The organism is Kaistella faecalis (assembly GCF_019195395.1).
GTDB classification, from domain to species: Bacteria; Bacteroidota; Bacteroidia; order Flavobacteriales; family Weeksellaceae; genus Kaistella; species Kaistella faecalis.
On the sequence record NZ_CP078067.1, the window covers coordinates 2,034,395 to 2,050,769 of the forward strand.

The 16,375-nt window shown below is 39.3% G+C and carries 16 protein-coding genes; 12 read left to right on the top strand and 4 right to left on the bottom strand.

The window, feature by feature from the left end; all coding sequences use genetic code 11:
- Position 1 precedes the first annotated feature (1 nt).
- Positions 2–298 carry a hypothetical protein gene (locus KTV93_RS09590; protein WP_218248726.1) on the bottom strand — a complete coding sequence of 99 codons (297 nt, stop codon included), beginning with the start codon at positions 296–298 and terminating at the stop codon, positions 2–4.
- A gap of 125 nt (positions 299–423) precedes the next feature.
- Here KTV93_RS09590 and KTV93_RS09595 point away from each other — a divergent pair, with 125 nt between their 5' ends.
- From KTV93_RS09595 to KTV93_RS09605, 3 genes are all read left to right on the top strand, one after another.
- A complete protein-coding gene (locus tag KTV93_RS09595; RefSeq protein ID WP_218248727.1) occupies positions 424–981 on the top strand; it encodes an RNA polymerase sigma factor in 558 nt (185 codons plus the stop codon).
- Between the two features lie 44 nt (positions 982–1,025).
- A complete protein-coding gene (gene lipA, locus KTV93_RS09600) occupies positions 1,026–1,892 on the top strand; it encodes a lipoyl synthase (RefSeq protein ID WP_218248728.1) in 867 nt (288 codons plus the stop codon).
- 122 nt (positions 1,893–2,014) lie between these two features.
- Positions 2,015–2,851: a dienelactone hydrolase family protein gene (locus KTV93_RS09605; RefSeq protein ID WP_218248729.1), complete on the top strand. Its 837-nt coding sequence runs from the start codon at positions 2,015–2,017 to the stop codon at positions 2,849–2,851.
- Positions 2,852–2,924: 73 nt separating this feature from the next.
- On the opposite strand, the gene KTV93_RS09610 is transcribed toward KTV93_RS09605, so the two are convergent.
- Genes KTV93_RS09610 through KTV93_RS09620 form a run of 3 tightly spaced genes read right to left on the bottom strand, consistent with a single transcriptional unit; the run spans position 2,925 to position 4,323 of the window.
- Positions 2,925–3,404 (bottom strand): Dps family protein, encoded by a 480-nt coding sequence (locus tag KTV93_RS09610; RefSeq protein WP_218248730.1) that lies wholly within the window; start codon positions 3,402–3,404, stop codon positions 2,925–2,927.
- A gap of 10 nt (positions 3,405–3,414) precedes the next feature.
- Positions 3,415–3,924, bottom strand: a complete 510-nt coding sequence (locus tag KTV93_RS09615; protein ID WP_218248731.1) for a pyridoxamine 5'-phosphate oxidase family protein — start codon at positions 3,922–3,924, stop codon at positions 3,415–3,417.
- Between the two features lie 18 nt (positions 3,925–3,942).
- Entirely contained in the window at positions 3,943–4,323 is a 381-nt protein-coding gene (locus KTV93_RS09620) for a SpoIIAA family protein (RefSeq protein WP_218248732.1), read from the bottom strand.
- A 183-nt stretch (positions 4,324–4,506) separates the two neighbouring features.
- On the opposite strand from KTV93_RS09620, the gene KTV93_RS09625 reads away from it, so the two are divergent.
- The 9 genes from KTV93_RS09625 to KTV93_RS09665 all read left to right on the top strand — a co-directional run bounded on the left by KTV93_RS09625 (position 4,507) and on the right by KTV93_RS09665 (position 16,312).
- The gene (locus tag KTV93_RS09625; RefSeq protein ID WP_218248733.1) at positions 4,507–5,712 is read left to right on the top strand and encodes an NAD(P)/FAD-dependent oxidoreductase; all 1,206 of its coding nucleotides are present in this window, start codon (positions 4,507–4,509) and stop codon (positions 5,710–5,712) included.
- Positions 5,713–5,726: 14 nt separating this feature from the next.
- On the top strand, positions 5,727–6,758 hold the full coding sequence (locus KTV93_RS09630; protein WP_218248734.1) for a ligase-associated DNA damage response exonuclease: 1,032 nt from the start codon (positions 5,727–5,729) through the stop codon (positions 6,756–6,758).
- 12 nt (positions 6,759–6,770) lie between these two features.
- Positions 6,771–8,351, top strand: a complete 1,581-nt coding sequence (locus KTV93_RS09635; protein ID WP_218248735.1) for an ATP-dependent DNA ligase — start codon at positions 6,771–6,773, stop codon at positions 8,349–8,351.
- Positions 8,351–10,807 carry a ligase-associated DNA damage response DEXH box helicase gene (locus KTV93_RS09640; protein WP_218248736.1) on the top strand — a complete coding sequence of 819 codons (2,457 nt, stop codon included), beginning with the start codon at positions 8,351–8,353 and terminating at the stop codon, positions 10,805–10,807. The genes KTV93_RS09635 and KTV93_RS09640 overlap by 1 nt, the downstream gene beginning before the upstream one ends.
- A gap of 22 nt (positions 10,808–10,829) precedes the next feature.
- Positions 10,830–11,486, top strand: a complete 657-nt coding sequence (gene pdeM, locus KTV93_RS09645) for a ligase-associated DNA damage response endonuclease PdeM (protein ID WP_218248737.1) — start codon at positions 10,830–10,832, stop codon at positions 11,484–11,486.
- A gap of 6 nt (positions 11,487–11,492) precedes the next feature.
- Positions 11,493–12,032 carry a lipocalin family protein gene (locus KTV93_RS09650; RefSeq protein WP_218248738.1) on the top strand — a complete coding sequence of 180 codons (540 nt, stop codon included), beginning with the start codon at positions 11,493–11,495 and terminating at the stop codon, positions 12,030–12,032.
- A gap of 127 nt (positions 12,033–12,159) precedes the next feature.
- Positions 12,160–13,413 (top strand): CinA family nicotinamide mononucleotide deamidase-related protein, encoded by a 1,254-nt coding sequence (locus KTV93_RS09655; protein WP_218248739.1) that lies wholly within the window; start codon positions 12,160–12,162, stop codon positions 13,411–13,413.
- Positions 13,414–13,478: 65 nt separating this feature from the next.
- On the top strand, positions 13,479–14,141 hold the full coding sequence (locus KTV93_RS09660) for a head GIN domain-containing protein (protein ID WP_218248740.1): 663 nt from the start codon (positions 13,479–13,481) through the stop codon (positions 14,139–14,141).
- A gap of 77 nt (positions 14,142–14,218) precedes the next feature.
- Positions 14,219–16,312: a M13 family metallopeptidase gene (locus tag KTV93_RS09665; protein WP_218248741.1), complete on the top strand. Its 2,094-nt coding sequence runs from the start codon at positions 14,219–14,221 to the stop codon at positions 16,310–16,312.
- Positions 16,313–16,375 lie beyond the last annotated feature (63 nt).

Below are 16,375 nucleotides of genomic sequence, written 5' to 3' on the forward strand. Positions count from 1 at the left end.
TCTACGCTAGAAATTCAATTTCCTTATCTATGAAATTTCCTTTTTCTACAAGCTTATTCATGGTTTTAAGCATTTTCTTTCTGAGTTTGGCGAGTCTGCGGATGTTTTTATCCTCGCTGTAATCGAAAATATTGTCCTCAAACGAAAAAGTATCACCTTCATTGAACGAAATATTGTGCTCCTTCATCTCCTTCAGCAACATAAGGTTAGTCATAGTTTCCAGCAGCGCATATTCTGTTGCAGCCATTTCTTTTAAAGACTTCAGGATCTGTTTTTTATATTTCTTCTTAGCTTTCATATCGATTATTTTTGAGTGTTGCAAAGTAAGGATTTTAAAGTGAATCACCTAAAAATATCGACTTAATATTGGATGATTTAAAAGGCTAATATTCCGGGAAATAAATTCATTATCTTTGTTTCGATATGGAGAAAACTGAACTCTTGATGCTAATTTCCCTGGCCAAGAAAAAAAATCAGAAATCGCAGACCAAACTCATTAATTCTTATTGGGTTGATGTTTTTAGTTTTATTATGAAAAAAGTTCAGGACGAAAATGTTGCCGATGAGATTACAGTCTCAGTCTTTTCTAAAGTACTTGCGAAACTCGACCTCTACGATCCCAATTTTCAGTTCAAAACCTGGATTCTTACCATTGCACAAAATACGGTGATTGATTACTGGCGAAAGAAAAACCGCGAAAACGAAGATTCTACAGACAGTTTCGAAGGCTTTAAAAACCAGTTCGCGCGTTCTCCCGAAGAACTTTTAATTTCCGAAGAAGAGCAAAAGCAGATTATCACCATTATCGAGAGTCTCGATTCCAATTATCAGGACATTATCCGTTTAAGGTTTTTTGAAGAAAAAAGCATTAAAGAAATTGCCGAAGAACTTAATTTAACCGTTGCCAACACTAAGGTTCGGATTATGCGCGCCAAGAAAGTTCTCGCCGAATTATTGAAAAACAAAGAATTCGAGGATTGAGAAAAGCAATTTCTTAATTCGTAAATTTGCACTTTATTTTTAAAATGAACGAAGCCATAATAGATACCACAGTACAGAAACCAAAATGGATCCGTGTAAAACTTCCGACCGGAAAAAATTACCGCGAACTCCGCACTTTGGTCGATAAATATAAGCTCAATACCATTTGCCAGAGCGGCAGCTGCCCGAATATGGGAGAATGTTGGGGCGAAGGAACAGCAACTTTTATGATTCTTGGGAATATCTGTACCCGAAGCTGCGGATTTTGCGGCGTGAAAACAGGTAAACCTCTGGATGTAAACTGGGACGAACCGGAAAAAGTGGCCCGCTCCATCAAATTAATGAAGATTAAGCACGCTGTCCTTACATCCGTAGACCGTGATGATTTGAAGGATATGGGTTCAATTCTTTGGGCTGAAACGGTAAATGCCGTACGCAGAATTTCACCCGGAACCACAATGGAAACCTTAATTCCGGATTTTCAGGGAATTACCAAACATATCGACCGCTTAATTGAGGTAGCTCCCGAAGTGATTTCCCATAATATGGAAACCGTTAAAAGGCTTACAAGAGAAGTGAGAATTCAGGCGAAATATGAAAGAAGTCTAGAGGTTTTACGCTATATGAAAGAAGCCGGCCAGAACCGGACGAAAACCGGATTGATGCTTGGTTTAGGCGAAGAAAGAGATGAAGTTTTCCAAACAATTGAAGACATCAGAAATGCGAATGTTGACGTCATTACGATCGGACAATACCTGCAGCCTACAAAGAAACATTTGCCGGTGAAGAAATTTATCACGCCAGAGGAGTTCAATGAGTTTGGTGATTTCGCCCGAAGCTTAGGATTCCGCCATGTAGAAAGTTCACCGCTCGTAAGAAGTTCTTATCATGCAGAAAAACATATTCATTAATTAGCAATAATGATTAACTGAAAACTAAAAAAAACACGCCATTCCGGTGTGTTTTTTTACCAAGATGTTCTGGAGGGTACTTGTTCAAAATATTTTCTTTACTTTTAAATAAAATATTATTTATGAAACTTTCATTAATCACCGTTTCGCTTCTGCTCTTGTTGTCCGCAGCTTCCTGTAAAGAGAAAACTGCTTCTGAAAAAGATAATACAACAACCGCAGAAAATGTTAGCGATAATATTAAAACTGAAGAACTGAAAACCGAAATCAACGGCGTTACCCACCGTTCTTTTGCTGCATATAATGCAGATATAGAAGGAAAACTGCCTGTAGTTTTTGTACTTCCCGAGTGGTGGGGATTAAATGATTATGTGAAAAACCGAGTGAAACAGCTTGCAGGACTAGGTTATTACGCTGTCGCTGTTGATTATTATGGCGACCAGAAAGTGGTAGACACGCCGGAAGAAGCCCAAAAACTTGCCTCACATTTCTATAACATTCCGGTTGATGCCCGTAGAATGTTCGATGCTGCAAAGCATCAGGTAAGCCTCGCGGAGAAATCTGATTACAGTAAAATGGCCATCATCGGTTATTGTTTTGGTGGTGCGCAGGCCCTGAATATGGCGCGGCTTTCCAGTGATTTCAAAGGGGTGGTGAGTTTCCACGGAAATCTGGAAACAGGAATACGCGCTAAAAATAATAAAGTGAAGTATCTTGTGCTGAATGGCGCTGACGACACTTTTGTGCCAAAAGAAGAAATTGCAGCATTCAAAAAAGAAATGGACAGTGCAAAAATCGAGTATAAATTCGTCGATTATCCTGACGCACTGCATGCTTTCACCAATCCTGACGCTACTGCAACCGGAAAGAAATTCAACCTGCCGATTGCCTATAGCAAAGAAGCTGATGAGAAATCCTGGAACGAAATGAAAACGTTTCTTGCTGAGATTTTTAAATAAACGGTTTCTCTTGAAAACAAAAATCCGGCGCAAATATGTTGCACCGGATTTTTTGTGAAAATTACTTTTAAAATTAACTTCCTTTAAAATATTTTCGTAGTTTCCACGCCATCTTTTCGTGCGCCTGCATTAGCGCGGTGAGGAAATCAGATGTTCCCCTATCGCCAAATTTTTCCTCAGTATCATCAACAAATTTCCTCAGCGCTTTTACAATCGTTTCATGATCATTTACCAGTTCCTTAATCATTTCCTGATTGCTTGGGATTTTTCCTGGATTTTCAATCAGTAAGGAAAGCTCAGCAAACTCTGAAGTTGTTCCGATTGCGATGCCGCCCAGCGTGCTGATTCGCTCTGCAACTTCATCGATAGCCTCAGCTACAGCGTCGTATTGCTCCTCAAAAAGTTTGTGAAGTTCCATAAAATTATCCCCGGATAAATTCCAGTGAAATTTTCGGAGTTTTATATAAAGCACGTTACCATCGGCGAGTACGTGATTAAGTAAGTCATTGATTTCGTTTAAGTGTTCCTGTGATATTCCTAAGTCTGGTTTCATAAATTATTTTTTAAATGTTCAAATTTCCTTCTACACCGTCACTGTTATCAGTTTTAATTCCCGTAAGCGCGGCTGCGGCGAAGGTTACGAATGATACCAGTTTTCCCGCTTTGGTGTCCCAATAATATGTTTCATCTGGAGTTACACGGATGACCGTAACTTTTGGGTCATCTTTTCCTTCCTCAAACCATGCATTTGCGATTCTGGTCCACTTCTCCTCAATCATTGCGCGGTCTTTGTAAACAAAAGCTTTCCCGAAAACTGAAAGATATTCGTAATCACTGTTATTCATAAAAAGCAGCTGTACGCGGTTATCATCGGCAATTTCAAAATTTTTATTGCTGTCGGAACTGCTCAGAAACCATAAATTTCCTTCTTCGTCAGTTTCGCGCAGACTCATTGGGCGGGTATTGATCGGTAAAGTTTCAAGGTCGGTACAAAACATGCAGGTTCCGGCTTTTTCAGAGAGTTCCTTCAACTTTTTAGCAGCTTCCGCCTGGGTTAAATTTTCGGTAGACATAATTGTATTTTTTTAAGGTTAAATATCTTTTTGCTTTCCTTCAGCGCACCAGCAAATCGCATTGTATAAATCATCTTTATCAAATGATCTGAATTCACCCGGCATCAACACGCTGAAAATTTCTGTAAAATTCTGCACCGCTTTTTTATCAGTCACAATCGCGGCACGGTTCCATTTGGTGATGTTTTGCAGTCCCAATAGTGCATCCTGAAGCCAGGCTCCTGCAGTGAAATTATTCAGGTCGGTATCGAGGAGAAGTAAATAATTGAGTTCATTGAAGGTGTTGACTTTAGTTTTTACATGAGGGATTACAAGGTTTTCAAAATCCTCGCGGGTGATTTCTCCGCTGGCCTTAAACGCGGCAACATTTTCCGGTGTATCAGGAATGATAGTTATCATAAAAGAAAATTTTAGTGTTATAAAGTAATTGATGATTCTCTGTGTGAAAATCTTCCGCACATTTCAAAACAACAATTAAACCATCACCATGGAAATTTTTCGTTTACCGGTGTTAAAAATTTCATAAAATGAAATCTTTAAATAAGGCGCAGTTTTTGATTCTTTAGGTCAAAAATAAACTTAATGGATCTGAAATCTAACGAACCTTTCTGGTTGGTGAAAAATGGCATTCTGGAATCTTATCCTTCTTTGAAAAATGACGAAAATTGTGATGTCCTTGTAATCGGCGGCGGAATTACCGGAAGTTTAATTGCGCACCAAATGATAAAAGACGGTTATAAAACAATTCTGATTGATAAGCGTGAAGTTGCCAACGGAAGTACATCTGCAACCACTTCCATGTTACAGTATGAAATCGATGTACCTTTGTTTGAACTTACCGAAATGATTGGTGAAAATGGTGCGGTAGCAAGTTACAATGCCTGTTCGAAATCAATTGACGATCTGGAGAAAATTTCGGACGAAATAAAATCAACCGCGGGTTTCGAAAGGAAGAAGTCTCTGTATTTTGCCACAAAAAGAAAAGACTTGCCTTGGCTTAAAAAAGAATTCGAAGCCAGAAAATCTGCTGGATTCAAGGTGAAATGGTTGGATGCTGATGAAGTTCAGGAACAGTTCGGTCTCGAAAAAACCTTTGGCGGGATTCTGTCCAATCAGGGAGCAAGTGTTGATGCTTTCATTTTGGCGCACGAACTTCTGGCATTTAATGTTAAAAAAGGCCTGCAGATATTTGATAAAACGGAAATGAAATCAGTAAAATATCACCCTGATTTTAATGAAGTCTTCACCACGGAAGGTTTTAAAATAAAGACGAAAAAAATAATTTACTGCATCGGCTACGAAAGTAAAGATCTCATTAAAGAAGACTTTGTTCAGTTGAAAAGTACTTTTGCTGTGGTTTCCGAGAGGGAAAAATCTCTACCCGGAAAGTTGGATAAAATGCTTTTCTGGAACACCGATGAGCCTTATCTTTATATGAGAACCACGGATGACGGGCGACTTTTAATCGGTGGAGGTGACGAAGACTTTCTAAACCCGCAAAAACGGGACAAAATAATAGGCAATAAAGAAAAAGAAATTCTCAAAAATCTTAAAAAAGTACTGCCCGAATATCAGTTTTACACCGATTTTACCTGGGCCGGAACTTTCGGAGAAACAAAAGACGGACTGCCTTATATCGGAGAACATCAGAAGTTTAAAAACTCTTATTTTGTTTTAGGTTTTGGCGGAAACGGCATCACATTTTCGGTGACGGGAATGGAAATGGCGTCGGCATTTATGAAAAATACATCTCATCCGCTTTCTCAATATTTTAAATTCGGACGCTAATAAAAATTTACATTGTGAAACTTGTAGAATTCACCAGCAAAGGCATTTACTGCATCCCGGGAAAATTTTATCTCGATCCGTGGCGACCTGTGGATCTGGCGGTGATTTCCCACGGGCACGGCGATCATGCTAAGTGGGGAATGAAAAAATATCTGTGTCATCACTTCACCAAACCGATTTTGCAGCACAGAATCGGTCCTGATATCGACGTTCAGTCTCTTGGTTATAACGAAGAAATTACCATCAACGGAGTTAAACTTTCATTTTTTCCGGCTGGTCATATCGTTGGCTCTTGTCAGATCCGGTTAGAATACAAAGGTTATGTTACCGTATTTTCAGGTGATTATAAAGTTCAGGATGACGGACTTTCAACTCCTTTCGAACTGGTGAAATGCAATGAGTTTATTACTGAAAGTACTTTTGGATTACCGATTTACAACTGGCTTTCTCCGGAACAGTATGCGGTTCAGATGCAAAACTGGCACGCCACTAATCATGAACATGGAAAAACTTCAGTTTTCATCGGTTACTCACTCGGTAAAGCACAGCGGATCATGAAAGCACTTGAAGGGAGCGGAAAAATCTACGTTCACAGTTCTATCGCAAAAATTAATGAAGCAATAGAATCAGTAGGAATAGAGCTTCCTGAGTACGAAACAGTTTATTTTAATGATGACTTAAAGAAAGTAAACGGCGAAATTGTAATTGTTCCGCCGGCTTTGCTGGATTCCAATATGATCCGTAAAACTCCGAACCGTGCAACAGGATTGTGTTCAGGCTGGATGCAGGTCCGCGGTTCCAGAAGATGGCGTTCTGCAGATGCTGGTTTCGCTATTTCTGATCATGCCGACTGGCAGGGACTTTTAGATACTGTAAAAGCAACCGGTGCCGAAAAAGTTCACGTAACTCACGGTCAGACTGCGGTTTTTTCAAAATATTTAAATGAACTCGGCATCGAAGCCTATGAAGTGAAAACCAATTACGGCGATGAAGAAACAGAGGAAAAAGAAATATTTGAAAATAAGGACGAAAAAGAAAATTCTTAATTTTTTCAGGTAATGAAACATTTTGCAGAACTCATATCCGCTCTGGAAAGCACCAATAAAACCAACGCAAAGGTAGATGCGATGGTTCATTATCTGCGCACCGCTCCCGACAGCGACAAACTCTGGTTTCTTGCCCTTTTTACAGGTAAACGTCCGAAAAGACCGGTCAATACCAATTATTTGAAACAATGGGCTTTAGAAATTATTCAGCTTCCCGAATGGCTCTTTCTTGAAAGCTACTCTTCCGTGGGAGATCTTGGAGAAACGCTTTCCCTTATTCTGCCGCCTCCGGAAAATGACATTCAGAAAACCTTGTCGCAGTGGATGGACGAACTCCTTCAGCTGAAAGACAAAACCGATGATGAAAAGAAAATCTATGTTACAGAATCGTGGAACGGTTTGGATTATACCGAACGTTTCATTTTCAATAAACTCATTGGAGGAAGTTTCAGAATTGGGGTTTCAAAAAAACTTTTAATCACTGCTTTGTCCAAGTATTCCGAAATCGATTCCAGTCAGCTCATGCACAGTATTATGGGGAAATGGAGTGTTGGAGATATGAATTTTGAAGATTTAATCACAGGTACAAATATCAATCCCGATAATTCGAAACCTTATCCGTTTTGTCTTGCTTATCCATTGGAAAAAGAAACCGAAGATCTGGGAAATCCGGAGGACTGGCAGGCTGAATACAAATGGGACGGAATCCGCGGACAGCTTATTAAAAGAAATGAAGAAATTTTCATATGGTCACGGGGCGAAGAATTGGTAACACCGCAATTTCCGGAACTGGTTTCCGCGCTTGAAATGCTGGAGGGAAATTTCGTGATTGACGGTGAAATTTTAGCCGTTATTAACGATGAGGTTTTAAATTTCAATGAACTTCAGAAAAGGCTGAACCGCAAAACCATCACCCCGAAAATGCTCAGAGAAATTCCGGTGAAAGTTTTTGTTTACGATATTCTTGAATTTAATAATGAAGATCTGCGTGAAAAACCACTTTCCAAAAGAAGGAAAATTTTAGAAAATTTAATTGACAAGCATCCGGTTGAAAATATTAAAATTTCTGAAATTATAACCTTCGAAAATTGGGAAGAGTTAATTGAAATACGGGAAAATTCCCGCGAAAACAACAGCGAAGGTCTGATGCTGAAACAGAAAAATTCTCACTACCATTCCGGACGCAAAAAAGGCGACTGGTGGAAATGGAAAGTGGACGCGTTGACTATCGATGCCGTATTAATCTACGCCCAGAAAGGAAGCGGACGAAGAAGCGGTTATTACACCGATTATACTTTTGCCGTCAAAAAAGAAGATCAATTAGTTACTATAGCCAAAGCATATTCCGGATTGACGGATAAAGAAATTATGGAAGTCAGCAGGTTTGTAACCAAAAATTCCCTGGAGAAATTCGGACCTGTGCGGACGGTAAAACCTGAACTTGTTTTTGAAATCGCTTTTGAAGGAATTGGATTTAGTAACCGTCATAAAAGTGGAGTAGCACTGCGATTTCCGCGGATTTTAAGATGGCGTCGCGATAAAAAAGCAGACGAAATTGATGATATTGAAGAGGTAAAAAAACTCATCAGATAATGGCGAAAAATTTTCTGGAATCTGAAGGTTACAGCATTGTAAAAAGTTGGCTCGGGGAAAAAGGCTTCGAGCCTTTCGGTTTTCAGCTCGAAACCTGGGAGAAATTCGGGAAGAATTACAGCGGAATGGTCATCGCGCCCACAGGTTTTGGAAAAACATATTCTGTGTTTTTGGCCGTTATCACAGATTTTCTCAACAATCCCGACAATTATAAAGACGGTTTGCAGCTGCTTTGGATCACGCCGCTCCGCGCTCTTGCGAAAGACATCGCTAAGGCAATGACCGAGGCCATCGACGAAATCGGTCTCGACTGGAAAGTTGCGGTCCGTAACGGCGACACACCTCAAGCTGAAAGAGTTTCCCAGACCAAAAAGATGCCCGAAATTCTCATCATCACTCCTGAAAGTCTTCAGCTTCTTTTAGCTCAGAAAAACAACCACCGGTTTTTTAAAAATCTGAAATGTGTTGCTGTGGACGAATGGCACGAACTTTTGGGTTCTAAACGCGGGGTTTTGGTTGAATTAGCGTTGTCGCAAATCATCAGTTATCAGAAAAAACTGAAAATTTGGGGAATTACTGCAACTATTGGAAATCTTGATGAGGCGATGGAAGTTTTAATTCCTTATCCGATTAAAAAAACAAAGGTTGTAGCAAAAGAAAAAAAGAAAATCGACATTATTCCCATTTTTCCTGATGAGGTTGAAATTCTTCCGTGGGCAGGACATCTGGGAGCAAAACTCGTCGATAAAGTGGTTCCGGTCATACTACAGAGCAATACGACTTTAGTTTTTACCAATACGAGAAGTCAGGCGGAAATGTGGTATCAGTTATTGCTCAAAGAATATCCCGATTTCGCCGGACAAATTGCGATTCATCACAGTTCCATTGACCGCGAATTAAGAATCTGGATCGAAGAAAATTTAAGTTCAGGATATTTAAAAGCCGTGATCTCAACATCATCTCTGGATTTGGGTGTCGATTTTAAACCTGTTGATACGGTTATTCAGGTTGGATCAAGTAAAGGCGTTGCCAGATTTTTGCAGCGGGCCGGGCGAAGCGGACATTCGCCTTTCGAAACATCCAAAATTTATTTTGTTCCTACCCATTCTTTGGAACTGATTGAAGTTTCGGCGCTTAAAGAAGCTGTCAAACAGAAAATAATTGAGCCCCGAACGCCTGTTGTAATGGTTTTTGACGTGCTGATACAGTTTCTAATGACTTTGGCAGTTGGCGACGGTTTTGAAGAAAAGCCACTGTTTGAACGCATCAGATTTACCTTTGCCTTTTCGGAAATTACTCCTGAAGAATGGCAATGTCTGCTGCAGTTTATTACGGTTGGCGGAGGTGCACTCAAAAATTATGAAGAGTATCACAAGGTGGTTATTGAAGACGGAATTTATAAGGTAAAACAGCGGCGGATTGCCATGCTTCACCGCATGAATATCGGTGTAATTGTAAGCGATGCCATGCTGAAAGTGAAATTTTTGGGCGGCGGATATATCGGAATGATTGAAGAATATTTTATTACGAGATTAAAGGCTGATGACAGATTTATTTTGGCCGGCCGCGTTCTCGAAATTTCTCATATTAAGGAAATGACGGTTTACGTAAGAAACTCAAAAGGAAAGGCGATGATTCCAAGTTATCTGGGCGGAAGATTACCACTGACTTCTCACTTGAGTCATTTCTTAAGACTTAAATTATCCGATTCTTTACAGGCAAAATCATCAGAAAAAGAATTAAAATTCCTGCATCCTTTGTTGGTAAGTCAGGAACAGAATTCTCACATTCCAAAGGACGACGAATTTTTAGTCGAAATGATCGAAACCCGCGACGGTCACCATCTTTTCATGTATCCTTTTGAAGGCCGGCTTATCCATGAAGTGATGGCGGCTTTAATTGCTTTCAGGATTTCTAAAATTACTCCGATTTCTTTTTCTATGGCGATGAATGATTACGGTTTCGAACTGCTGAGTTCACAGGAAATTCCAATTGATGAAGATGTATTGAAAGATATTCTCTCCAAAGAAAATTTAATTCAGGACGTATTAAGCAGTGTAAATGCAACCGAAATGGCAAGACGGAAATTCCGTGATATTGCGGTGATTTCCGGAATGGTTGTTCAGAATTATCCCGGAATTCAGAAAAATAATAAAAGTCTTCAGGCGAGTTCGGGTTTAATTTTTAATGTTCTGGAAGATTACAGCCCTGAAAATTTATTGCTGAAACAGGCTTATGCTGAGGTTTTCAATCAGCAGATCGACGAACACCGTCTGACGAATGCTTTCAAAAGAATAGAAAATTCCAAAATTATCCTCAAATTTGCAAACGCATTTACGCCGCTCAGTTTCCCGATAAAAGTCGACAGTTTGAGACAAAGTCTTACCAGTGAAGATTTGGATTCACGTATCATGAGACTTCAGAAGGAATCGATGAAAAAAATCATTGACAGCTGAAAATGAAGCGTTCAAAATAATAATGATTAAGATCTTAGAGAAAACAATACAGCACGAAAAACTTATTTTCACCAACCAGAAAGCAGTTTATTGGGAACGCGAAAAAACATTGATAATCAGTGATTTGCATGTTGGAAAGTCTGCGCATTTCCGTAAGAGTGGAATCGCAATTTCTTCTCAGGTTTTGCATGATGATTTAGAAATTTTAGAAAACCTGATTTCTTTTTTTGAGGTAAATCACGTTCTGATTGTCGGCGATCTTTTTCATGCCGGCCACAACAGCGATCTTGAAATTTTCTGCGATTGGCGAAACCGCTTTCCTGATTTAAAAATAACTTTAATTAAGGGGAATCACGACAGGATTTCACCAAAATTTTACGAAGAATACTGCATCGATGTGGTAGAAAAATCTCTACAGATTCCACCTTTTACTTTTGTACACGAACCTGAAAACAATACGGATGCTTTTTCGATTTCCGGCCACATTCATCCCGGCGTAATTTTTCAGGGTAAAGCACGGCAGAGAATTAAACTGCCATGCTTTGCTTTTTCCGAAAACCAGCTTATACTGCCGGCTTTCAGTAAATTTACGGGCCTGGATACACGGACGTTGAACGGTGGTTTTAATCATATCGCTTTTTCCGAAGGCATCATATTTGATTATGAAGGAAAAAAATAACGATTTATGAAAAAGCTTACGAAAATTGTAGTTCCTGTTTCTTTGGGAATTTTAGGTTTATTGATTTTTAGTTCTTGTTCTGTAAAAATTCCCGAAGGCGCTACTGCCGTAAATAATTTTGAAAAAGAAAAATATCTTGGTAAATGGTACGAAATTGCAAGACTCGATTTCAAATGGGAAAAAAACATGGAGCAGGTTACTGCTGAATATTCGCTGAAAGATAATGGACACATCAAAGTTGACAATAAAGGCTACAATTATGTAAAAAAAGAATGGAAACAAAGCATTGGGGAAGCCAGATTTGTTGAGGACGAAAAAACTTCACGCTTAAAAGTTTCATTTTTCAAACCGTTTTGGGCTGGCTATAATGTGATAGAACTTGCCGGCGATTATCAATATGCTTTAGTTGTAGGAGATGATTTAGATAATATGTGGATTCTTTCACGCGAAAAAACAATTCCGGAAGATATAAAACAGCGTTTTCTTTCAAAAGCTAAAAGTTTAGGTTATAAAACTGAAGAATTAGTCTGGACAAAACAGAATTAGGAGATATAATTAAAGAAAAGTATTAGAACGGACTCAGGTCCGTTTTTTTGTTTTCATAACTCTGAGTTTTGGATTATTATTGATTATCCGTGTAGAAATCATTAATTTTATGCATTCAAAATCATCTATGAAAGCAGTTCTCATCACCATCGGCGACGAAATTTTATCAGGAAACACGATCGATACCAATTCAAATTTTATTGCGACACATCTTAAAAGTATCGGGATTCCTGTGGTGCAGATTTTTACAGTTTCCGATGAAATTGAAACCATCAAAAAAGCGCTGCATTCTGCTTTTGAAATCGGAAATGTCGTAATTACAACGGGAGGGTTGGGACCAACAAAAGATGATAAAACCAAAACCGCCTTTGCGGAATATTTCCACGACGAATTGAAACTGGACGACGAAACTTTTGAGCATTTACGGAAACTCATGATCAAAAGAAAACGTGAACATTTACTTGAGATCAACAAAAATCAGGCTGTTGTTTTATCAAAAGCACATGTTTTCCAGAATGAAAACGGAACCGCTCCATGCCAGATGATTGAAGAAAACGGGAAGATCGCAATCTGCCTTCCTGGTGTTCCATATGAAGTGAAACCTTTGATAAAGGATAAAATCATTCCTTATTTAAAAAGTAAATTTTCTCTGAACCATATTGCTACACGAATTATTTCGATCGTTGATTTCCCTGAAAGTCTGCTCGCTTTAACAATCGAAGAGTGGGAACTTTCTCTTCCCGAAAACATTTCCCTTTCGTATCTGCCCGTTGGCAACAGAATTAAACTGAGGTTAACTGCGCTTGGAAACAATTTACAGGAAATCGAAAGCCAGTTAAATGAGGAAGTTGTAAAAGTGAAGCCTTTAATCGGTGAAAAAGTAATTTCCTGGGATGGAAACGAGATTCAGGAAATCCTCAAGGAAATTTTGAAGGAGAAAAATCTTACAATTTCCGTTGCTGAAAGCTGTACCGGAGGAGAACTTTCTAGGCTGATTGCTTCAGTTTCCGGAAGTTCAGCATATTTTACGGGTGGAATAATTCCTTACGATTATCATAAAAAGATCCAAATCCTTGGAGTTTTGGAAAAAACTATTGCGGAAAAAACCGTGGTTTCAGAAGAAGTAGCGCAGGAAATGAGTTTGGGTTGCCGGAATTTGTTTAAAACTGATATTTCTGTTTCTACGACTGGAGTTTCCGGACCTAATTCTGATCAATTCAATAATGAAATCGGAACTGTTTTTTACTCTGTTCGTATTAAGGACTACGAAAAAACCAACCGTCTTTATCTACCGCACATGGAGAGGAATGATTTTGCAAATTTCGTGTCTCAAAGGGTTTTACAGGATTTGGTAGAAATTCTTGTCCGTGAAAAAGCATAAAAAATTTAAGGTCATTAGAATAAATCTCTTCTGAAAACGTTTGTCAGAAGTAAATCTATATCATTATGAAGAAAATAATAGGAAGCTTAATGATTGTCGCATGTCAGTTAACATTTGCGCAGTCAACAAGAAATGTGGGTGATTTTTCGTCACTGAAAGTGTATAACAAAATTAATGTTACGCTTATTGCGTCCAACCAAAGCAAAGTTGAAACTGAAGAAAACGATCCCGATATCGAGACCGTTAACAAAAATGGTGAGCTGAAGATTAAACTTTCACCAGCAAAAATTCTGTCCGGTGATCAGGTTTCAGTAAAGGTTTTTTATGAAAAGCTCAATGATATTCAGGCGAGCCAGGGTTCTTCAATTTCATCATCAGAAGAATTGGATGCCAATATGCTGTCATTAACTTCAAATGAAGGTTCAAAGGTGAATTTAAATTTGGATGTTTCCAAACTCAACATCAAAACCAATTCGGGCGGCGAAATTAAGATCTCCGGAACTGCAGATAATCAGGATGTTGTAGTGAATTCGGGCGGAAAATATTTTGGTAAGGAAGTGAAGTCACAAAATACCAAAGTTACTGCAAATGCAGGCGGCGTAGCTGAGGTAAATGTATCAGAATCGGTAAATGCAACCACAAGAGCCGGGGGCATTATCGAAATTTATGGTGATCCTGAAGACCGGAAAGTAAAAAATATAATTGGCGGGAAAATAAATTTTAACTAAGCAAATTCATTAAATTCACGTCACATTTGTAACAATTCGCTAATACAAACGACTTAATCAGGAAATAAATTTTATCTATGAAAAGAATTACAATAAGCGCGCTGGCGTTTTCAGGAATCGTTTTCCTGAATTCCTGCGGAACCACCAAATCAGCTGAGACAAGCACTGATAATGCACAAACCGAGCAAACTCCCGTGAAAGCAGAACCTATCAAAGAAGAAGGTCTTAATCTTTCTTATATGGACAATTCAGTTCGTGCGCAGGATGATTTTTTCAGCTACGTCAACGGTAACTGGATCAAAACCGCAGAAATCCCTTCGGATAAATCTAGTTGGGGTAGTTTCAATGCGCTGCGCGAGGATGTAGATGTAGCCTCTTTAGATATTCTGAATAAAATCTTAACCGATAATTTTTCGGCGGGTTCTGAAGGACAGAAAATTCAGGCACTTTACGGTACATTCATGAACTGGGACAAGAGAAATGCCGATGGAATCGCTCCAATCAAGGCGGATCTTGCTAAAATTGACCAGCTTAAAACAATTGCAGATCTGCAGAAATATCTAATTGAAGCAACCAAAACCGGCGACAATCCTCTGTACGCTTGGCGTGTAGGTGCAGATTTAAAAAATTCTAAAATGAATGCCGTTTATTTTGGAGGTCCAAGTTTAGGTTTAGGCCGAGATTATTACCAGAAAGAAAACGAAGCCAACACCAAAACACTCAACGAGTACAAAAATTATGTTGCGCAGCTTTTCACTGTTTTGGGTTATAAAAATGCGGATCAAACTGCGCAGAGAGTTGTAGCTTTCGAAAAGCAACTTGCTGCAAACTTGTTGACCAACGAGCAGAACCGTGATGCAAACCTTCGTTATAATCCGAAAACGGTTGCAGAACTTCCGTCTTTGGTAAAGAGCATCAACCTTCCGGATTATCTTAAAAAAGCCGGGGTAAATACCGATAAAGTAATCGTAAGCGAACTGAAATATCTTCAGACCATGGATTCCTGGATGAATGAGCGCACGCTTCCATTGATTAAAGAGTACATGAAAGCAAGACTGGTTGCAGGAAACGCAAGTAATCTGGATCAGAAGCTTGATGACATCAACTTTAACTTCTATTCAAAATATTTGCAGGGTCAGAAAGAGCAAAGATCCATGGATAAAAGAGGTTTAGGAGTAATTAACGGAACTTTAGGCGAAGCTTTCGGAAAACTGTATGTTGAAAAATATTTCCCTGCTGAAGCAAAAGCCCAGATGGAAACTTACATCAGCTACCTGAAAAAAGGTTTCGAACACCATATTGCAAACCTGGACTGGATGTCGGCTGAAACCAAGGTAAAAGCACAGGAAAAACTCTCGAAATTCAGCGTTAAAATCGCTTATCCAGATACCTGGAAAGATTATTCTAAACTTCAACTCACAGCACCTGCCGATGGTGGAACGTATTATTCAAACCTTCAGAAAGTTTCAGAATGGCAGTATGCGAAGAATTTAGACAAAGTTGGGAAAGCAGTTGACAAAACCGAGTGGGGAATGTCGCCACAAACTGTAAATGCTTACTACAGTGGTTCCAATAACGAAATTGTTTTCCCAGCTGCGATTCTGCAGCCGCCTTTTTTTAACTTCAAAGCAGATCCTGCAGTGAATTTCGGTGGAATTGGTGCGGTAATCGGTCACGAAATTTCTCACGGTTTCGATGATTCAGGATCAAGATTTGATGGCGACGGAAACCTGAACAACTGGTGGACAGACGCTGACCGCAAAAACTTCGATGCGAAAGTAGGGGAGCTCGCGGCACAATATGATAAATACGAGCCGGTGAAAGGCAGTTTCGTGAACGGAAAATTCACAAGCGGAGAAAACATCGGTGATTTGGGTGGTGTTGCAGTGGCGTACACCGCATTGCAAATGTACCTGAAAGATCACGGAAATCCGGGATTAATCAGTGGTTTCACTCAGGATCAGCGATTTTTCATGAGCTGGGCAACGGTTTGGAGAACCAAGTCAACCGAGCAGTATATGGTGAATCAGGTGAAAACCGATCCGCATTCGCCCGGTTATTTCAGGGCTTTTGGACCTTTGGTTAATCAGGATTCGTTCTACAAAGCGTTCGATGTGAAGCCGGGAGATAAACTTTATAAAGCACCGGAAGAAAGAATTAAAATCTGGTAATAATATCAAAATCACTCATTAATTTGGGTGATTTTTTTTTGGCGTGTCCCTCGCCGGCGCTTC

Bases quoted from the DNA above. Each gene is read 5' to 3' on its own strand.
- KTV93_RS09605 (WP_218248729.1), top strand. From the start codon at position 2,015: ATGAAACTTTCATTAATCACCGTTTCGCTTCTGCTCTTGTTGTCCGCA.
- KTV93_RS09590 (WP_218248726.1), bottom strand. From the start codon at position 298: ATGAAAGCTAAGAAGAAATATAAAAAACAGATCCTGAAGTCTTTAAAA.
- KTV93_RS09615 (WP_218248731.1), bottom strand. From the start codon at position 3,924: ATGTCTACCGAAAATTTAACCCAGGCGGAAGCTGCTAAAAAGTTGAAG.
- KTV93_RS09610 (WP_218248730.1), bottom strand. From the start codon at position 3,404: ATGAAACCAGACTTAGGAATATCACAGGAACACTTAAACGAAATCAAT.
- KTV93_RS09595 (WP_218248727.1), top strand. From the start codon at position 424: ATGGAGAAAACTGAACTCTTGATGCTAATTTCCCTGGCCAAGAAAAAA.
- KTV93_RS09625 (WP_218248733.1), top strand. From the start codon at position 4,507: ATGGATCTGAAATCTAACGAACCTTTCTGGTTGGTGAAAAATGGCATT.
- KTV93_RS09620 (WP_218248732.1), bottom strand. From the start codon at position 4,323: ATGATAACTATCATTCCTGATACACCGGAAAATGTTGCCGCGTTTAAG.
- KTV93_RS09660 (WP_218248740.1), top strand. From the start codon at position 13,479: ATGAAGAAAATAATAGGAAGCTTAATGATTGTCGCATGTCAGTTAACA.
- KTV93_RS09655 (WP_218248739.1), top strand. From the start codon at position 12,160: ATGAAAGCAGTTCTCATCACCATCGGCGACGAAATTTTATCAGGAAAC.
- KTV93_RS09650 (WP_218248738.1), top strand. From the start codon at position 11,493: ATGAAAAAGCTTACGAAAATTGTAGTTCCTGTTTCTTTGGGAATTTTA.
- lipA (WP_218248728.1), top strand. From the start codon at position 1,026: ATGAACGAAGCCATAATAGATACCACAGTACAGAAACCAAAATGGATC.
- KTV93_RS09640 (WP_218248736.1), top strand. From the start codon at position 8,351: ATGGCGAAAAATTTTCTGGAATCTGAAGGTTACAGCATTGTAAAAAGT.
- pdeM (WP_218248737.1), top strand. From the start codon at position 10,830: ATGATTAAGATCTTAGAGAAAACAATACAGCACGAAAAACTTATTTTC.
- KTV93_RS09665 (WP_218248741.1), top strand. From the start codon at position 14,219: ATGAAAAGAATTACAATAAGCGCGCTGGCGTTTTCAGGAATCGTTTTC.
- KTV93_RS09635 (WP_218248735.1), top strand. From the start codon at position 6,771: ATGAAACATTTTGCAGAACTCATATCCGCTCTGGAAAGCACCAATAAA.